Here is a 16927-nt window from a genome sequence, read left to right as displayed (position 1 = left end):
CACTTGCTTTAAATTTTGTATCAATACTCAATGAATCTATTGCTGGCTCTATACTTGGAATAGTTATTGCAATTTCAGGCTAGTGTCAATTTATTGAATTGTAGAGTTATGGATTTTAAAGCGGTATTACAACAACTTAACAAAGATAAAAAAGAGTATGCCAAAGGTGTTGGCACACCGCTACTAGTACTTGCAGCGCTGGGTATGGTTATTTTACCGCTGCCGCCATTTCTTCTTGATATATTATTTTCATTTAATATTGCCCTTGCCTTAGTTGTTTTACTGGTGACTGTTTACACCATGAAACCCCTCGAATTTGGTATGTTTCCGGCGGTATTGTTAATCGCTACAATTATGCGTTTAGCCCTAAATGTTGCCAGTACACGCGTGGTGCTCCTTGAGGGTCACAACGGGGGCGATGCGGCTGGTAAGGTAATTGAAGCGTTTGGCTCAGTGGTTATTGGCGGAAACTACGCGGTAGGTTTAGTGGTGTTTTTAATTTTGATCATCATAAACTTTGTAGTAATAACCAAAGGTGCAGGGCGTATTTCTGAAGTATCGGCTCGTTTCACGCTAGATGCTATGCCGGGTAAGCAAATGGCGATAGATGCCGACTTAAACGCTGGCTTTATTAGTGCAGAGCAAGCACGTGAGCGCCGCAGCGAAGTAACCCGCGAAGCCGACTTTTACGGCTCTATGGATGGGGCGAGTAAGTTTGTAAAAGGCGATGCCATTGCCGGTATCGTGATATTAATTATTAATATTGTTGGCGGCTTATTTGTGGGCATGATCCAACATGACTTGAGCTTTAGCCGCGCAATGGAAGTATATACTTTACTTACCATTGGTGACGGCCTTGTGGCGCAGCTTCCTTCATTATTACTCTCTATTGGTACTGCTATTGTTGTTACTCGCCAAAACGAATCACATAACATGGGTGAGCAATTTAAAGCCCAATTAGGTAACGAAAAATCATTATTTATCGCCTCAGGTATTTTAATCATTATGGGGTTGGTTCCGGGTATGCCTCATATTGCTTTTTTAAGTTTAGGCGCACTACTTGGCTACTTAGCTTACTTTACTCAGCAGCAAAAATTAAAAGCCGCTGCTCTAGCAGCCCAAGAGGCTGAAAGTGGTGCCGTTGCCGGTACTGGCGTTGCAAACAAGCAAGAGCAAAAAGAGCTTGGATGGGACGATGTACAACAAATTGACGTTATTGGCTTAGAAGTTGGCTACAGGCTTATTCCGCTTGTTGACCAATCTCAAGGTGGTGAGCTGCTCAACCGAATTAAAGGGGTGCGTAAAAAGTTATCTCAGGAGCTTGGCTTTTTAGTACCGCCTGTACATATTCGCGATAACTTAGAGTTAGACCCTAATGCGTACCGTATTACCATGATGGGTGTTTCAAGTGGTGAGGGCGAACTCAAACATGGCGATGAACTGGCCATAAACCCTGGGCAAGTATTTGGCCCTATTAAAGGGGTTGAAACCAAAGACCCTGCATTTGGCTTAGATGCGGTGTGGATAAAGCCTGATCAAAAAGACGAAGCACAATCACTAGGTTACACCGTGGTTGACTCAGCCACTGTGGTAGCCACCCATATTAGCCAGTTATTAACTAACAGTGCCGCATTATTACTAGGCCATGAGGAGGTTCAAAACCTGCTTGATATGTTAGCTAAAAGCCATCCACGTTTAGTCGAAGGGTTAGTGCCAGAAGTACTACCACTGACAACCGTTGTAAAAGTACTGCAAAATTTATTAAACGAAGGTGTGGCTATTCGTGATATGCGCTCTATTGTTCAAACCCTTGTAGAGTACGGCCCACGTAGCCAAGATGCCGATGTTTTAACAGCTGCAGTGCGTATTTCGCTGCGCCGTTTAATAGTTCAAGACGCTGTGGGAATGTCATCAGAAATCCCTGTCATAACCTTGGCGCCTGAGTTGGAACAGATGTTGCATCAGTCGTTACAAAATGCAGGCGACGAAGGTGCCGGAATAGAACCAAGCCTTGCTGAGCGACTTCAAACATCATTAAACGAAGCGCATCAGAATCAAGAAATGGCCGGAGAACCTTCAATATTGCTAACGTCAGGAATGTTACGCACTGTGTTATCTCGTTTTGTTAAGTACACCATACCGGGTTTAAGGGTGATGTCTTATCAAGAGGTACCAGATGAAAGACAGATCAAGATTGTCAGCTCAGTAGGCCAACAATAAAGATTTTAACAGGGGTTGAACCATGAAGATTAAACGTTTTTTTGCCAAAGATATGCGCACCGCACTGAAAGAGGTTAAAGATGAGCTAGGTGTTGATGCCGTTATTATGTCGAACAAAAAACTCGCTAATGGTGTAGAAATTGTTGCCGCAGTAGATTACGACAAAGCAGCCCCTAAAGCCGCAGCGCAACCACAGGCAGCGCCTGCTCCGCAAAGAGCCGTGCAACAGCCTACTCATAACTTTGTAAAGCCAGAGCCTAAGCGTGCGCAACCTGAGCCACAAGCAAAAGTAGCTGATAGCTTACAAGCTTTATTAGAGCGCCAGTCGCCACGCCCTCGCTCTCCTGAGCTTGCCTCTATGTTTTCGCAATCAGGTATTGATACGTCTGAGCATTACCAAGAACCAGCACAGCCACGTACGACAAATATGTTTGCTCGCGAAAATGAAGCGCCAAAACGCATGCAAACCCAAGCAGACAGCCTAGGCTTTGATGACTTAGATCAAGACTTTGACGATTTAGATGCGCCTGTGGCTCCGCGTAGTCAAGCTAATAACAACGAAAGCGCCCAAATGAGCGCGATGCGTGATGAAATGAACGCAATTCGCCAGTTACTAGAACACCAAGTATCGGGTTTAATGCAGCAAGATATGGCACGTCGCGACCCTACACGTGCATGCATGATTGACCGTTTAGTTGGCATGGGAATAGATAAAGACGTTGCAGAGCAAATGGCGTGTTTTATCCCAGATGACGTATCGCGTCAGCAAGGTTGGAAAGCATTATTGCAAATGGTTGAAGATCAAATGCAAACCACCAACAACGAAATTCTTCGCCAAAGGGGTGTGTACGCCCTTGTTGGGCCTACTGGTGTAGGTAAAACAACCACAGTAGCTAAACTTGCCGCATTAGGCGCACAAAAGTATGGCGCCGACAAAGTTGCCCTAATCACCACTGATACATACAGAATTGGTGCGTATGAGCAGCTTGCAACGTATGGTCGTATTATTGGTTGTGGTGTTAAACAAGTAAAAGATGCCAATGAATTAGCTGAAGTTTTATATCATTTACGCAATAAGCGTCTAGTATTAATTGATACAGCGGGTATGAGCCAACGTGATTTACGCCTTACAGAGCAATTAAATACGTTAATGCGCAACCAGCGAGTAGATATACGTAGTTATTTAGTATTAAGTGCCACAGCACAAATAAATGTATTGCAAGAAACCGTAAGACATTTTAAAAAGGTTCAGCTAAGCGGTTGTATTTTCACTAAGTTAGATGAATCATTAAGTTTAGGTGAGATTATTAGTATAGCGATTCAAAATCGTCTTCCAATAGGGTATCTTACTAATGGTCAGCGCGTACCAGAAGATATTCGCGTTGCAAATGCTGAAAAACTAGTAAAAAAAGCTGAGCAATTGTATTTAAAAAGAGCAAAAGCACAACATTCAAGGCACCAAGCAGTGGCGCCAAGCACAGTAGGGATGTATGATTAACACAGTATTAGATCAAGCAAGCGGCCTGCGCAAAATGAGTCAAAACAACAACGGCGTAAAAGTTATCGCTGTCACCGGCGGTAAAGGAGGGGTGGGTAAAACCAACGTCTCTTTAAATACTGCAATTGCTTTAGGGCAGCAGGGTAATCGTGTATTAGTATTAGATGCCGATTTAGGCCTAGCTAATTGTGATGTAATGCTAGGACTACGTGTTGAAAAAAACTTATCTCATGTCCTTTCAGGCGAGTGCGAACTTGACGAGATTTTAGTTGAAGGCCCAGGCGGCATTAAAATCGTGCCTGCTACATCAGGCTCGCAAAGTATGGTGGAGCTAACCCCATCTGAGCATGCTGGGTTAATTCGTGCCTTTAGTGAGCTTAATACCGAATTTGATATTTTAATTGTAGATACCGCCGCTGGTATTTCTGACATGGTGCTGAGTTTTTCTCGTGCAGCGCAAGATGTCATGGTGGTGGTGTGTGACGAGCCGACCTCTATTACTGATGCCTACGCGCTTATTAAAGTACTTAGCCGCGAGCATGGCGTTTATAAATTTAAAATTGTTGCAAACATGGTGCGCAGTATGCGCGAGGGCCAAGAGCTTTTTGCAAAGCTCTCTAAAGTAACAGACCGCTTTTTAGATGTGTCTATGGAGCTTGTTGCGACTATTCCATATGATGAAAATATGCGTAAATCTACGCGTAAACAAAAAGTAATTGTCGATCTTTTCCCTAATTCACCAGCAGCAGTTGCGTTTAAAACATTAGCGACAAAAGCAGTAAAATGGCCTATACCTAATCAACCTTCAGGACATTTAGAGTTTTTCATTGAGAAGCTAGTAAACGGCTGATTATGACAACATCGGTGAAAAGAGCTATGGGATATCAATCAACACAAAATTTAAATGTGATTGTTGAAAAGCACGCGTCGCTCGTCAAAAAAGTGGCGTGCCATTTAATAGCTCGTCTTCCTCCTAGCGTTCAGCTTGATGACTTAATCCAATCGGGAATGATTGGCCTTATCGAGGCCTCAAAAAACTTTGACGCCAGTAAAGGGGCAAGCTTTGAAACGTTTGCTGGTATTCGTATCCGCGGCGCTATGCTTGATGAAATGCGCAGAGGGGATTGGGCACCACGTTCGGTGCACCGCAAAAGCCGATTAGTAGCCGAAACCATCACAGAATTAGAAAATAGCTTAAATAGAGAACCAAAAGATACTGAAGTAGCTGAAAAACTTGATATTTCGCTAGAAGAATACCATCATATTTTAAATGATGTTAATTCCAGTAAAGTGCTTGGTATAGAAGACCTAGGGGTAGATGAAGATGTTATTAGCCCTGCAGGTCAAGATTTAGCGCTAGACAAACCATTTAATAATGTTAAAAATGAACGGTTTAATAATTCATTGTTAGAGGCAATAAAGTCTTTACCAGAGCGAGATGCAATGGTGCTTTCTTTGTATTACAACGATGAAATGAATTTAAAAGAAATTGGGCATATACTCGATGTAAGTGAATCGCGTGTAAGTCAGATACATGGTCAGGCGATGATTAAGCTCAAAGCAAAAATCAATGACTGGATAAACTAGTAGTAAGTAAATTATAGGTTAAGACCTCACCGGAGGATGTTTTGGATAAAAACATGAAAATTCTTGTTGTTGATGATTTCTCTACAATGAGACGTATTATAAAAAATCTGTTGCGTGACCTAGGGTTCACGAATGTTCAAGAAGCTGACGATGGTTCTACAGCATTACCTATGTTGCAAAATCAGGTTTTTGACTTTGTTGTAACCGATTGGAACATGCCAGGCATGCAGGGTATTGACTTGCTAAGAGCCATTAGAGCTGACGAAAAATTAAAACATATTCCGGTTTTAATGGTGACGGCAGAAGCTAAAAAAGAACAAATAATAGCGGCAGCGCAAGCAGGTGTTAATGGCTATATTGTTAAGCCATTTACTGCTGGTACTTTGAAAACTAAATTAGAAAAAGTGTTTGAACGCTTAGGTTAATGAGAGGAGAGGCTTATGTCAGCACCAGCTGCGCCTCAAATTACTTTAGAACAAGCTCGTCAGCTCGTCGTTTTTTTAGAAAACGGTGAGCAAGATAAAGCAGATCAATTAATTTTAGATACTGCCTCTCAAGAGCAATCGCAGCTTTTTGCTGAAGTAGGTAAGTTAACACGCCAATTACACGAAGCCCTTAAAAGCTTTGAACTTGATACGCGTTTAACCGATTTAACCACTGATGCAATTCCGGATGCGAAAAAGCGCTTAAACTATGTCATGGAAATGACAGAAAATGCAGCTAATAAGACAATGGATGCGGTCGAAGCAAGCCTCCCTATTGCGCAGCAGCTAGCAGATGAAATTGCACATATTAAGCCTACTTGGGATAGGCTTATGAACCGCGAAATAGAGCTGGGCGAGTTTAAAACCTTATGCCACAGCATCGACAAGTTTATGAACAGCTCTCATCATAAAACCGATGAGTTGCAAACCTTAATGACTAATGTACTAATGGCGCAGGATTTTCAAGATTTAACCGGCCAGGTTATCCGCCGTGTAATTGAATTAGTCAGAGAAGTAGAAGAAAGTTTAATCCACCTTTTAACAGCATTTGCTGCACAAGATGACAGCATAGCTGAAAGTAAAGAACAACAAGAAACAGAAGAACTGGTTGCCGCACAAACATTAGCAGGTCCTGAAGGCCCTATTATTGATAAAGAGTCGCGAAATGATGTTGTATCTGACCAAGACGAGGTCGATGACCTATTATCAAGTTTGGGCTTCTAAGAGGAGAGTAACTGCATGAGCTTTGAAGTCGATGAAGATATTTTACAAGACTTTCTTGTAGAGGCCGGAGAAATCCTAGAGCTTTTATCTGAACAGTTAGTTGAGCTAGAAAATAACCCAGAAGATACTGAGTTACTAAATGCTATTTTTAGGGGCTTTCATACCGTAAAAGGGGGAGCAGGCTTTTTAGCTATGACTGAGCTTGTTGATGCCTGTCATGGTGCTGAAAACGTATTTGATCTCTTACGCCAAGGGGTTAGAACCGTTAATTCAGAATTAATGGATGTGATTTTACAAGCACTAGATACCATTAATGAAATGTTTGCCACTATTCAAAACCGCGAACAGCCAGACCCAGCAGACCCTCAATTACTAGAAACCCTTCACAAACTTGGTCAACCGCCTACGGATGAAGAGCTTACTGAAACAGCCCCCGAAGTTGTTGAACAAGAACCCGCAGCTCCCGTTAGCGCAACAGATGATGAAGACCCATTTGCATTTGATGAACTATTTGATGTGGCAGGTTCAAGCCCTTCAGCAGATAGCACGCAAATTGATGAAATTACAGAAGATGAATTTGAAAGCTTACTCGATGAGCTACACGGCAAAGGCCAGAGCCCGGTGTCGCAACCAAGTGCAAGTGCAGAGCCAGATTCAAGTTCAGATATTACCGATGATGAATTTGACAGTTTATTAGATGAATTACACGGTGTAGGTAGTTTTGGTCCGGTTGCAGGAGATACTTCAAGCAGTGAGTCAGAAGTAAAACACACAGCACCACCAGCGGCTGTTACAAATGATAGCGGTGATGATGAAATCAGCGATGATGAATTTGAGGCATTGCTTGATGAACTGCATGGTAAAGGTGCCGCACCAGAATCAAAAGAAGCTGACACACCTGCACCGCAGCCACCTAAGGCTGCACCTGTAGCACAAACGCCAGCAAAACCTACGCCAGAAAAGCCTACGCCAGCACCTGCAGCAAAACAAGCTCCGGCGGCAAAAGCCGCTGCGCCTAAACCTAAAGTGGCTGAAAAACCAGCGAGTAGCGCTGCACCTAAAAAAGCTACGCCTCCACCTGCTGAAACTACAGTACGTGTTGATACAAAGCGTTTAGATCAAATAATGAATATGGTTGGCGAGTTGGTATTAGTACGAAATAGGTTGGTCAGTTTAGCGACCAATACAGACAGTGAAGCGATGGGTAAGGCGATATCAAATCTTGATGTGGTCACTGCTGATATTCAAGGTGCAGTAATGCAAACGCGAATGCAGCCTATCAAAAAAGTGTTTGGCCGATTCCCTCGCGTAGTACGTGACTTAGCCCGTAGCTTAAATAAAGAAATTGATTTACAGCTTGTAGGTGAAGAAACCGATTTAGATAAAAACTTAGTTGAGGCACTGGCCGATCCGTTGGTGCATTTAGTACGAAACTCAGTTGACCACGGAATTGAAATGCCAGCAGCGCGTGAAGCTGCGGGTAAGCCTAGAACCGGTAACGTTACATTATCGGCTTCGCAAGAAGGCGACCATATTTTGTTAACCATTAAAGATGATGGTGCAGGTATGGATGCGGAAAAACTGAAAAAAATAGCGATCAGTAAAGGCGTTATTGACCATGATCAGGCAAGTCGCTTATCAGATACAGAAGCGTATAACTTAATATTTGCGCCAGGCTTTTCGACCAAAGAAGAGATATCTGATATTTCTGGCCGTGGCGTAGGCATGGATGTAGTAAAAACTAAAATTACGCAGCTTAATGGCTCTGTGAGTATACAGTCAGAGTTGGGCGTAGGGACTATTTTAGAAATAAAAGTACCATTAACACTGGCTATTTTACCTACGCTGATGGTTATTGTTGGTGAGCAAACGTTTGCGTTACCACTTGCTGGTGTGAGTGAAATATTCCACTTAGATTTAACCAAAACCAATGTGGTAGATGGTCAGCTTACAATTATTGTTCGTAAAAAAGCGATACCGCTATTTTACTTAGAGCATTGGTTAGTTAAAGGTGCTGATTGTTCTCAGCGAAAAGCGCAAGGTCATGTGGTAATTGTACAAATAGGTACTCAGCAAGTTGGCTTTGTGGTTGATTCATTAATTGGCCAAGAAGAAGTTGTTATTAAGCCTCTTGATGCGTTATTACAAGGTACGCCTGGAATGGCTGGTGCAACAATTACATCTGACGGTGGTATTGCGCTGATTCTGGATGTACCTAATATGCTTAAGCATTACGCAGGGTAAAATGTAGGCATACCTGTGTATGCCTATACATAAATTTAATAAGAGAGCGCAATGGCCGTAAAAGTTTTAGTTGTTGACGATTCCAGTTTTTTTCGCCGTCGAGTGAGCGAAATCCTTGAACAAGACAGCGGTATCGAAGTAATAGGCTTTGCTGTTAACGGTAGAGAAGCCGTAGAAAAAACAGCGCAGTTACGTCCAGATATGATCACCATGGATGTAGAAATGCCTGTGCTTGATGGTATTAGCGCAGTTAAAGAAATTATGGGGAGTAACCCAACGCCAATACTTATGTTTTCTTCATTAACTCGCGACGGTGCAACCGCAACTTTAGATGCACTTGATGCCGGAGCTATGGACTTTTTACCGAAAAAGTTTGAAGACATTGCACGAAATAACGAAGATGCAATCAAGTTATTGCAAGCTAAAGTGAAGGAAATTGGTCGCAGGCGAGCACCGCGCCCTGTTAGGCCATTAACATCAAGTAAGACTACTGCTCCATCTGCAAGCAAACTTGCCACAACAAGCTCATCGCTTAAACAACCTGATAGAAGCTTTCAACGTGCTGCCCCAGTGCAGACAACAACTACACCCAGTATGCCCACGCGTGCCAGCGGTAAACACTATCAAATAGTGGCTATTGGCACTTCAACTGGCGGGCCAGTTGCTTTACAAACCATATTAACCCAATTACCTGCTCACTTTGCTCACCCTATTTTGTTAATTCAGCACATGCCGGCAGCATTTACGCCTGCGTTTGCGGCACGTTTAAATAGCCTTTGCAAAATACGCGTTAAAGAAGCGCAACAAGGTGACAGGCTAGAAGCCGGCACAGCCTACTTAGCACCTGGTGGACAGCAAATGATGGTAGAAGGGCGAAGTGGTAACAAAACGTTGCGTGTATTTGAAGATAATAGTGAACGTATAAGCTACAAACCAAGCGTTGATGTGACTTTTGCAAGTGTTGCCAAAAGCTACCAAGGAGATGTACTTGCTATTGTTTTAACCGGCATGGGCGCTGATGGACGTGATGGCGCGCGAATGCTTAAGCAATCTGGCGCAACAATTTGGGCGCAAGATGAAAAAAGCTGTGTGGTATACGGTATGCCTCAAGCTATTGCCAACGCTGGGCTTGCCTCTGAGCATTTAGCGTTAAACGACGTAGCAGCAAGAATAAAAAGAGAGACTGGTTGTGGATAAGCTCTCTGTTTTAGGGTTAATCATTGCGCTGGGCGCTATAGCGATTGGTTACTCTTTAGAGGGGGGCGTTGTCACGGCGTTATTTAATGGCCCTGCACTTATTATTGTACTTGGCGGCACCTTAGGGGCTGTTATGTTGCAAACGGCGACAAGCACCTTTAAAAAAACGCTAAGCATGAGCCATTGGGTGTTTTTTTCACCTCAGTACAATATTGAGCAAGCCATAGAGCAAATTAAAACGTGGTCGCATAAAGCTCGCCAGGAAGGGTACTTAGCGCTTGAAAAAGAGGCACTTAGTCACCCAGATCCTTATGCAGCAAAAGGGCTTAGCTTACTAGTAGATGGGTGTTCGGAGCAAAAGCTACGCGACACCTTAGAAATAGATTTAATGCTTGAACGAGACCGCTTACTTGAAGCAAGTAGAGTGTACGAAGCCATGGGCGGATATAGCCCAACTATAGGTATTTTAGGGGCTGTACTTGGCCTTATTCAAGCAATGTCATTTATTACCGACCCTCAAAAGCTTGGTGCAGGGGTCGCCACCGCATTTATTGCAACAATATATGGGGTGGGTTTAGCTAACTTATTATTTTTACCTATGGCCAATAAGCTTAAGCAGCGAGTAGAGCAAAAAATGCTTTACCATGAAATGATGGCCGAAGGGGTGATTGCTATAAGCCTTGGCGAAAGTCCTATAAACATAGAATTAAAGCTTGAAGCTTATCGCACAGAGCGCCCTAATGTCGTGGTAGAGTAACTTTTATGTTACGCCGGCGCTTACGTCAATCAGCTGAAAAAAATCAACTTACAGAACGTTGGTTAGTCTCTTATGCTGATTACATGACCATTATGTTTGCCTTTTTTGTGGTTATGTATGCCATTGCCATAAATAAAGAAGAAAGTTTTCAAATCCTCTCCGACTCCCTAGAACAGGTTTTTGACAAATCAGCAAGGCAACAATCGCAACAAGGTGAGGGCGTGAAAGGCGAAGGGCTACTTACTGACCGTGTTACCCCAGAGCAAGAGTTATTGTATGGTGAGAGCATTCAAAAACAGGAGTCTGGCCCAGAGCTGTTAGATGGACATAGTGATACCAGCAATATAAAACAAAAACATTTAGGTAAACCACTCGATAGTCTGTTAACTAAATTACATTCAGCACTTATTGATGAAATTCGTGATGGAGAAGCAAGTTTAGAGCTCAACCAAGATTGGCTTATTATTGAGCTAAGTTCAGGAATGCTGTTCTCAAGTGGTAGCTCAGTGGCCCACGCGCGAGCTAAGCAAGTCGTAAAAATTGTAAAAGATATTATTGCCCCAGTAGATAACTACATAAGGGTAAGAGGTTACACAGATAACGAAAGTATTCGCAATGAAATGTTTCGCTCTAACTGGGAGTTGTCAGTTGCACGGGCGACCTCTATTTTAGTTGAATTAGAAACGTTAGGAATTAACCCAGCGCGAATGGCAATCGAGGGGTATGGGCAATACTCACCTTTTGCCGATAACGACACCGCAGCGGGTCGAGCAGAGAATCGTAAAGTTGTTATTGCGCTTTCTAAGTATGGCTTAGTACAACAAACCACCGAAAATGAAGCTGAGCCTGATGAGCAAGTGCAACAAGCTGCGCCTGAGCCAGAGGTGGAACTTCCCTCTGATGATAACTCTATTAAAATAATTCGTTTACCTCATGGTGGCATCAGAATCACCACGCGCAATGAACAGTAATTAGGACTTAATGTGAAGATTTGGACAGTAGCAAATCAAAAGGGCGGTGTAGGTAAAACCACAACGGCTGTCAGTCTTGCTGGTATTTTGGCCTTGCAAGGTAAACGCGTATTACTCATTGATACCGACCCTCACGCCTCACTAACGTACTATTTTGGTATTGATTCTGAAGATTTAGAAGTCAGTGTGTACGATATTTTTGCCCGCGGCACCTCAATGCAAAGTGAAGAAATACTACAAGCCTTGTGCCCCTCTACCATGGAAAACCTAGATATATTGCCCGCGACGATGGCTATAGCAACCCTCGATAGAAGTATGGGCAATAAAACGGGGATGGGCTTAATTTTAAAAAAAACACTTGCAAAAATTAGTGAACATTACGATTATGCGCTGCTTGATTGCCCGCCCGTTTTAGGTGTTTTAATGGTGAACGCATTAGCCGCCAGCGAACGTATTTTAGTGCCTGTGCAAACTGAGTTTTTGGCGCTCAAAGGGCTTGATAGAATGATGCGCACTATGGAATTAATGCAAAGCTCTCAAGCGAAACAGTACCAATATACTATAATCCCTACTATGTATGATAAGCGCACTAAAGCGTCGCTTGAAGCCTACAAAACGTTGCAAAATACATATAAAGATAAAGTATGGCCAGGAGTGATCCCCGTTGATACAAAGTTTAGAGATGCAAGCCTTGCACAAAAGGTACCCATAGAGTTTTGCCCACGTTCGCGTGGGGTTTACGCTTATAAAGCGTTATTAGATTATTTAATTGGACAAGGTTAATGAATGAGTAAGCAATTATTTGCTAATGAAAAAGTAATGACTCAATACTTAGGGGCGCTATTATGCGAAGACGAACCTGAGGAAAACCTTGAGCCTGTAGCAAAGCTACTTGAGCAAGTACCTAGTGCCTTACAAAACGACGAAGTACTTTTAAAGCCCAAAGCGCAATTAAAAGTAACCGAGCAGCTTTATTCTGAGCAAGTAAAAGAGAGTAATAGCGAGGCTGACGCCACTATTTCGCCACCGGCACCTATTGAGCCTGAGCCAGTAGAGACAGCTGAGGTGCAAACCCAGTTAAGTACAGAACCTGCCCCTTTATTACATAGCCAAGAAGATTACTTTGAAGGTGAATTTCAGGCTCTGTTTTTTGAAGTGGCTGGTTTAACATTGGCTGTTCCTTTGAAAGCGCTTGGAGGAATTCATCAATTAGGTGAAGTAAATCATTTATTTGGTAAGCCAAAGTGGTTTAAAGGCGTTATGCTTAATAGAGATGAAAAGCTAAACGTAGTTGATACTGCCCGTTGGGTAATGCCTGAAAAGTACGATGAAAAGTTAGAGGCCTCTCTTAATTATCAGTATTTAATAACCTTAGGCGATAGCAACTGGGGTTTATTGGCCGAAAAGTTAATAAATAACATTACATTGAGTAAAGAAGATGTAAAATGGCGAAAAAACAGTGGCAAACGCCCTTGGCTTGCCGGTGTTATTAAAGAAAAAATGTGTGCTTTAATAGATGTAGATAATTTAAATGCACTATTAGAAAAAGGCTTAGATAGCCGTCAGTAGTAACGACCATTACGGGGTAACAGCATGAGCGAAGATAGACTATTATCAGCGAATAAAAACGCAGATAACAACGATGAAATTTTACAGTGGGTAACGTTTAAGCTTGAAGAAGAAACGTATGGCGTCAACGTAATGCAGGTGCAAGAAATTTTACGTTATACCGAAATTGCCCCAGTACCTGGAGCACCTTCATACGTTATTGGCATTATAAATTTACGTGGTAACGTAGTCACTGTTATTGATACTCGTGCACGCTTTGGTTTGCCTGCTGCGGATGCAACTGATAACTCTCGCATTTTAATTATTGAAGCAGAAGAGCAAGTAATTGGTATTTTAGCCGATAGTGTTTCTGAAGTTGTGTATTTACGCAGCTCTGAAATAGACAGCGCCCCAAATGTTGGTACCGAAGAAAGCGCTAAGTTTATCCAAGGTGTATGTAACCGCGATAACGAATTACTTATTTTAGTCGATTTAAATAAATTACTTAGCGATGACGAATGGGATGAGTTAAGCGATATTTAAGCTTTACCACTAAAATTATGTTGTTACTCAGTATCGCAATAGCAGCGCTAGGGATAGGTTTAATATCGCTGGCGCTAATTGTTGCATTAAAAAATAAACAGTCGGCGGAGCTTAATGCGGTATCACAGCAATTAAAAGATACCTCAGAGCAAACACATATATTACGCAGTGAAGTGTCTGAGCTCAGAACAGGGCTTTTAAGTATAGGTAAGCGCGTACTTGAAGTTGAGCAACAAAATCAAGAGTTGATGCAACAACAAGCTGCCCAAAAATATGATGACCCAGACGCAAAAATATATTCACGTGCTGTTAAAATGGTTGAGCTTGGCGCAGATTTAGATGAGGTGATACGCGAGTGCGAGCTTCCTAGGGCTGAGGCTGAACTATTATTTTCGTTACATAAACAAAAAGACGCCTAGCGTCTTTTTTGCTTTTAACTACACACAACACCAATGTGCAGTAATACTTAATAAAGGGGGAGATATAATTCATCCACCTAGTTATGCCTTTACATTTAGCTTACCTTGAAAGTCTTGCCAGCCAGGTGGGAACTGCCCACGAAGCACGTACGAAAAAGCAATCAATTCAGCAATAACATAATAAAGCTCTTTAGGTATTTCCTCTCCCAATTCTAAGTGTGAGAGTGTTTTAGCAAGTGCTTCATCTTGGTGGATCATAATGCCTTTTTGTTTTGCTGCTGCGATTATTTCATCGGCTAACTCGCCAAACCCTTTTACACTTACTGCTGGGGTACTTCCTGCTTCATACAACAGGCCAATCGCGGATTTATTATTTGCTGCTAAATTAGAGGTGTCAGTCATGTTAAACCTTAATATTTATAATGGCATGCGATTGATAAAACGCTTGATGACTAGCATCTCCGCGTTTTAAGTTTAGCTCGCCTACTTGCAAGCCATGCTGAGCTAATTTAGCCCTGAGGCTATCTAAGTGAGGGTGTGCAATTGCACTTACTTCTTGGCTAGAGGCAAGCAGCTGGCAATCGAGCGCTTTGTCCATAAGCTCAGCCACTATTTGTAATTGCCCTTGCTGTGCATAATCAAAATTTAATCTAACAAACCACACGTTTTTTTCGGTTTTATCTACACTGGCTTTTTTATATTGCCCTAAGGTTATCTCTGTTTGTCCCGCTTCAGGCGGAAGTTTCATCGGAAATAAAAACTGTGCTAGCGGGTTTGTGTCGCTTTGTTGGTTTGGCGTAGTTACTTGTACTTGGCTAAGGGTATTTTTAACTTGTAGCAGCTCTGGGGCAAGCTCTTGTATTTGTGTTTGTTGAAGTTGCTCTAATAGTTTATCCGCGCCATTACCTACTTTAAAAGTAGGTAAAAGCACATTAAGTAGGGCATCAACCCCTGTGTGGTTATTAAACGTTAGCGAAGTACTTGGTTGGCTTATTATTGGCGCCGCTAAAATAGTAACCGCAAGTTGCTCAAGCCCTTTTGTAAAGCTACTTTGTAGTGTGTCGTTTGGCGTAGTAAGCGGTTGTAAGGTACTTAAAAGCTCTCGCTGTATGGTGGCTGGGTGGACATTAGTACTGGAGACCATTCTATTAAAAGCTTGATTCACTAAACGCGTAAGATCAGGTGTATTTTGAGTAGCTTTACTTGCTATGTCAGTAATTTGGCTACTCAACAATGTCTTAGGGTTGGAAGCACTATTTGGGCGCTCACTCTCTGTTGGCAAATTTAAAAGCGAGGTTAAAATTTTAGCTTCTGTTGGTTGTAACTGCTGACTTACAGCTGTGTTAAAAAGCGAGTGAGACAAACTGGGTTGATTGGGAGTATTTACCTGTGAAGTTGTGGCATGTAGTGTTTTTAAACTCAGCGGCGTAGAAGCGTTGCCTTGCGTACTTACATTTGTTGGTTGGGCGCTCACTGCTTGGGGCTGAGCTGTATTGTTTGCTGATTGCCATAACGACACACTTGCCTTTAATTGCTGGGTTATTTGCACTAAAGGAGGAAGCTGCGCAAAGTGTTTAGCTAAAGGGCTGTTAGGGGTAAAAGAATGATTAGCAACTTCAGCGGTTATATTTAGCTTGCTTAAATTAAGGTTTGTTAGCGTGTTTATTTGTGTCGGCGTTTTATTTACATCAAGCTTAGCTTGTTGAGCCTGCAAAGGTGACGTTTTACTCGCAAAGGGTTTGTTTTCAAAGTATTTAACGGCATCGTTAATTCGCGTTTTTAAATCGCTAAAGCTGCTTTGTAACCATGACTTTATAGGGCTTTGTGCACTTAACTGCGGGCTTGTTTTATCAGCGGGGGGTCTGGCTGCATTTTGCTGCTGTGATAAAACCAAGTCGGTAAAGGGTTTACTAAATGAGTTATTAAGTGCGACCTGCATTTTAGGTAAGTTAGTTTTAATGAGCAGCTTATCTGCTTGATTAGTAATATTTACTGCCACGGGCTTGCTAGGCAATTCACTAAGCTGTTTATTGGTTATCGGGGTTGTGAACGAGCCGCTATGCTGAGGGTGCGAAATAATAGCTAATTTAGGCGTTGCTTGTAGTTGCGCGCTGGGCAGTAAGTTAGTTAATAGCTGCGAAATTTTATGTTGGCTGAGAGTTTGAGTATGGACGGTGTCAGCAAAGCGGTTAATAACATTTATTTGTGCGCCTTTATTGGTTGTATTAATAAGTACCTGTAATGGCTGCTCGGTATTTAACAGCTGTGCGGTTTCTTTGTTAATTGCAATACTGGCATTAAGGCTAGGTATCATAAGCTGCGGTGACGGCGAAAGCTGTACATTGACTGGCAAGGGTTTACTTTGTATTTCACTACCGGTACTAACATAATTTAAAAAACGCTGCAGTTGTGATGCGTTGCTAAGTGTAATATTGGTATTGTTAGGAGTAATATTTAGCTGCTTTCCATCAGCGCTGAGCTGTATGTTAGCACTTGCTATTTTGTCTGTATTTTGAGGGGCATGCGTTATGCCTAAGCGTAGAGTTTGCCAGTGTTTATCTATTAAAACATCGAGTGTAATTGAGCCTTTTGAAAACTGAATATTTTTAGCCGCAAGTACCTGCTCTGGTAATTGTACTAATTCGTCCGAAGTGCTCGGAGCGCTTTGGTTATTAACCAATGAATTAGATAATGTGATTTGCGTTGGATTATTCATTATTTTAAATCAAGTTTTC

The 16927-nt window shown here is 42.3% G+C and carries 16 protein-coding genes; 14 read left to right on the top strand and 2 right to left on the bottom strand.

The features are described 5' to 3' along the window. The first annotated feature begins 108 nt into the window (after positions 1–108). Genes flhA through VOI46_RS11900 form a run of 14 tightly spaced genes read left to right on the top strand, consistent with a single transcriptional unit; the run spans position 109 to position 14192 of the window. Positions 109–2220, top strand: coding sequence for a flagellar biosynthesis protein FlhA (gene flhA, locus VOI46_RS11965; RefSeq protein ID WP_024032312.1), 2112 nt, complete (start codon positions 109–111; stop codon positions 2218–2220). Positions 2221–2242: 22 nt separating this feature from the next. Continuing rightward, the gene (gene flhF / locus VOI46_RS11960; RefSeq protein ID WP_324738031.1) at positions 2243–3718 is read left to right on the top strand and encodes a flagellar biosynthesis protein FlhF; all 1476 of its coding nucleotides are present in this window, start codon (positions 2243–2245) and stop codon (positions 3716–3718) included. Then, positions 3711–4568 carry a MinD/ParA family protein gene (locus tag VOI46_RS11955; RefSeq protein WP_004588306.1) on the top strand — a complete coding sequence of 286 codons (858 nt, stop codon included), beginning with the start codon at positions 3711–3713 and terminating at the stop codon, positions 4566–4568. Before flhF ends, VOI46_RS11955 begins: the two co-directional genes overlap by 8 nt. Before the next feature lie 26 nt (positions 4569–4594). Further along, entirely contained in the window at positions 4595–5305 is a 711-nt protein-coding gene (locus tag VOI46_RS11950; protein ID WP_024032309.1) for an RNA polymerase sigma factor FliA, read from the top strand. Between the two features lie 41 nt (positions 5306–5346). Next, positions 5347–5730, top strand: a complete 384-nt coding sequence (cheY, locus tag VOI46_RS11945; RefSeq protein ID WP_004588308.1) for a chemotaxis response regulator CheY — start codon at positions 5347–5349, stop codon at positions 5728–5730. 15 nt (positions 5731–5745) lie between these two features. Beyond that, a complete protein-coding gene (locus VOI46_RS11940; RefSeq protein ID WP_004588309.1) occupies positions 5746–6513 on the top strand; it encodes a protein phosphatase CheZ in 768 nt (255 codons plus the stop codon). 15 nt (positions 6514–6528) lie between these two features. Further along, positions 6529–8757 carry a chemotaxis protein CheA gene (locus tag VOI46_RS11935; RefSeq protein ID WP_004588310.1) on the top strand — a complete coding sequence of 743 codons (2229 nt, stop codon included), beginning with the start codon at positions 6529–6531 and terminating at the stop codon, positions 8755–8757. 51 nt (positions 8758–8808) lie between these two features. After that, on the top strand, positions 8809–9954 hold the full coding sequence (locus VOI46_RS11930) for a chemotaxis response regulator protein-glutamate methylesterase (protein WP_004588311.1): 1146 nt from the start codon (positions 8809–8811) through the stop codon (positions 9952–9954). Continuing rightward, positions 9947–10711 carry a flagellar motor protein gene (locus VOI46_RS11925; RefSeq protein WP_004588312.1) on the top strand — a complete coding sequence of 255 codons (765 nt, stop codon included), beginning with the start codon at positions 9947–9949 and terminating at the stop codon, positions 10709–10711. The genes VOI46_RS11930 and VOI46_RS11925 overlap by 8 nt, the downstream gene beginning before the upstream one ends. 5 nt (positions 10712–10716) lie before the next feature. Continuing rightward, positions 10717–11682 (top strand): flagellar motor protein MotB, encoded by a 966-nt coding sequence (locus VOI46_RS11920; RefSeq protein WP_004588313.1) that lies wholly within the window; start codon positions 10717–10719, stop codon positions 11680–11682. Positions 11683–11694: 12 nt separating this feature from the next. Continuing rightward, positions 11695–12465, top strand: coding sequence for a ParA family protein (locus VOI46_RS11915; RefSeq protein WP_004588314.1), 771 nt, complete (start codon positions 11695–11697; stop codon positions 12463–12465). Between the two features lie 3 nt (positions 12466–12468). Further along, positions 12469–13251: a chemotaxis protein CheW gene (locus VOI46_RS11910; RefSeq protein WP_004588315.1), complete on the top strand. Its 783-nt coding sequence runs from the start codon at positions 12469–12471 to the stop codon at positions 13249–13251. 24 nt (positions 13252–13275) lie between these two features. After that, positions 13276–13773, top strand: coding sequence for a chemotaxis protein CheW (locus tag VOI46_RS11905; RefSeq protein WP_004588316.1), 498 nt, complete (start codon positions 13276–13278; stop codon positions 13771–13773). Between the two features lie 17 nt (positions 13774–13790). Continuing rightward, complete coding sequence (locus tag VOI46_RS11900) at positions 13791–14192, top strand: DUF2802 domain-containing protein (RefSeq protein WP_004588317.1); 402 nt, start codon at positions 13791–13793, stop codon at positions 14190–14192. Positions 14193–14273: 81 nt separating this feature from the next. Here the strand turns inward: VOI46_RS11900 and VOI46_RS11895 are convergent, their stop codons facing one another. Further along, positions 14274–14594 (bottom strand): EscU/YscU/HrcU family type III secretion system export apparatus switch protein, encoded by a 321-nt coding sequence (locus VOI46_RS11895; protein ID WP_004588318.1) that lies wholly within the window; start codon positions 14592–14594, stop codon positions 14274–14276. Position 14595: 1 nt separating this feature from the next. Beyond that, positions 14596–16908, bottom strand: coding sequence for a flagellar hook-length control protein FliK (locus VOI46_RS11890; RefSeq protein WP_004588319.1), 2313 nt, complete (start codon positions 16906–16908; stop codon positions 14596–14598). Between the last annotated feature and the right edge of the window lie 19 nt (positions 16909–16927).

Origin of the sequence: Pseudoalteromonas sp. CuT4-3, assembly GCF_035666335.1 — a bacterium.
In the GTDB taxonomy this organism is placed as follows: Bacteria; Pseudomonadota; Gammaproteobacteria; order Enterobacterales; family Alteromonadaceae; genus Pseudoalteromonas; species Pseudoalteromonas atlantica.
The sequence above is the reverse complement of the archived record's forward strand: the minus strand, read 5'-3'. Positions and strand labels throughout refer to the sequence as shown.

Coding starts and splice junctions, on each gene's coding strand:
- flhA (WP_024032312.1), top strand. CDS start 109: ATGGATTTTAAAGCGGTATTACAACAACTTAACAAAGATAAAAAAGAG.
- flhF (WP_324738031.1), top strand. CDS start 2,243: ATGAAGATTAAACGTTTTTTTGCCAAAGATATGCGCACCGCACTGAAA.
- VOI46_RS11955 (WP_004588306.1), top strand. CDS start 3,711: ATGATTAACACAGTATTAGATCAAGCAAGCGGCCTGCGCAAAATGAGT.
- VOI46_RS11950 (WP_024032309.1), top strand. CDS start 4,595: ATGGGATATCAATCAACACAAAATTTAAATGTGATTGTTGAAAAGCAC.
- VOI46_RS11940 (WP_004588309.1), top strand. CDS start 5,746: ATGTCAGCACCAGCTGCGCCTCAAATTACTTTAGAACAAGCTCGTCAG.
- VOI46_RS11935 (WP_004588310.1), top strand. CDS start 6,529: ATGAGCTTTGAAGTCGATGAAGATATTTTACAAGACTTTCTTGTAGAG.
- VOI46_RS11930 (WP_004588311.1), top strand. CDS start 8,809: ATGGCCGTAAAAGTTTTAGTTGTTGACGATTCCAGTTTTTTTCGCCGT.
- VOI46_RS11920 (WP_004588313.1), top strand. CDS start 10,717: ATGTTACGCCGGCGCTTACGTCAATCAGCTGAAAAAAATCAACTTACA.
- VOI46_RS11910 (WP_004588315.1), top strand. CDS start 12,469: ATGAGTAAGCAATTATTTGCTAATGAAAAAGTAATGACTCAATACTTA.
- VOI46_RS11905 (WP_004588316.1), top strand. CDS start 13,276: ATGAGCGAAGATAGACTATTATCAGCGAATAAAAACGCAGATAACAAC.
- VOI46_RS11900 (WP_004588317.1), top strand. CDS start 13,791: ATGTTGTTACTCAGTATCGCAATAGCAGCGCTAGGGATAGGTTTAATA.
- VOI46_RS11895 (WP_004588318.1), bottom strand. CDS start 14,594: ATGACTGACACCTCTAATTTAGCAGCAAATAATAAATCCGCGATTGGC.
- VOI46_RS11890 (WP_004588319.1), bottom strand. CDS start 16,908: ATGAATAATCCAACGCAAATCACATTATCTAATTCATTGGTTAATAAC.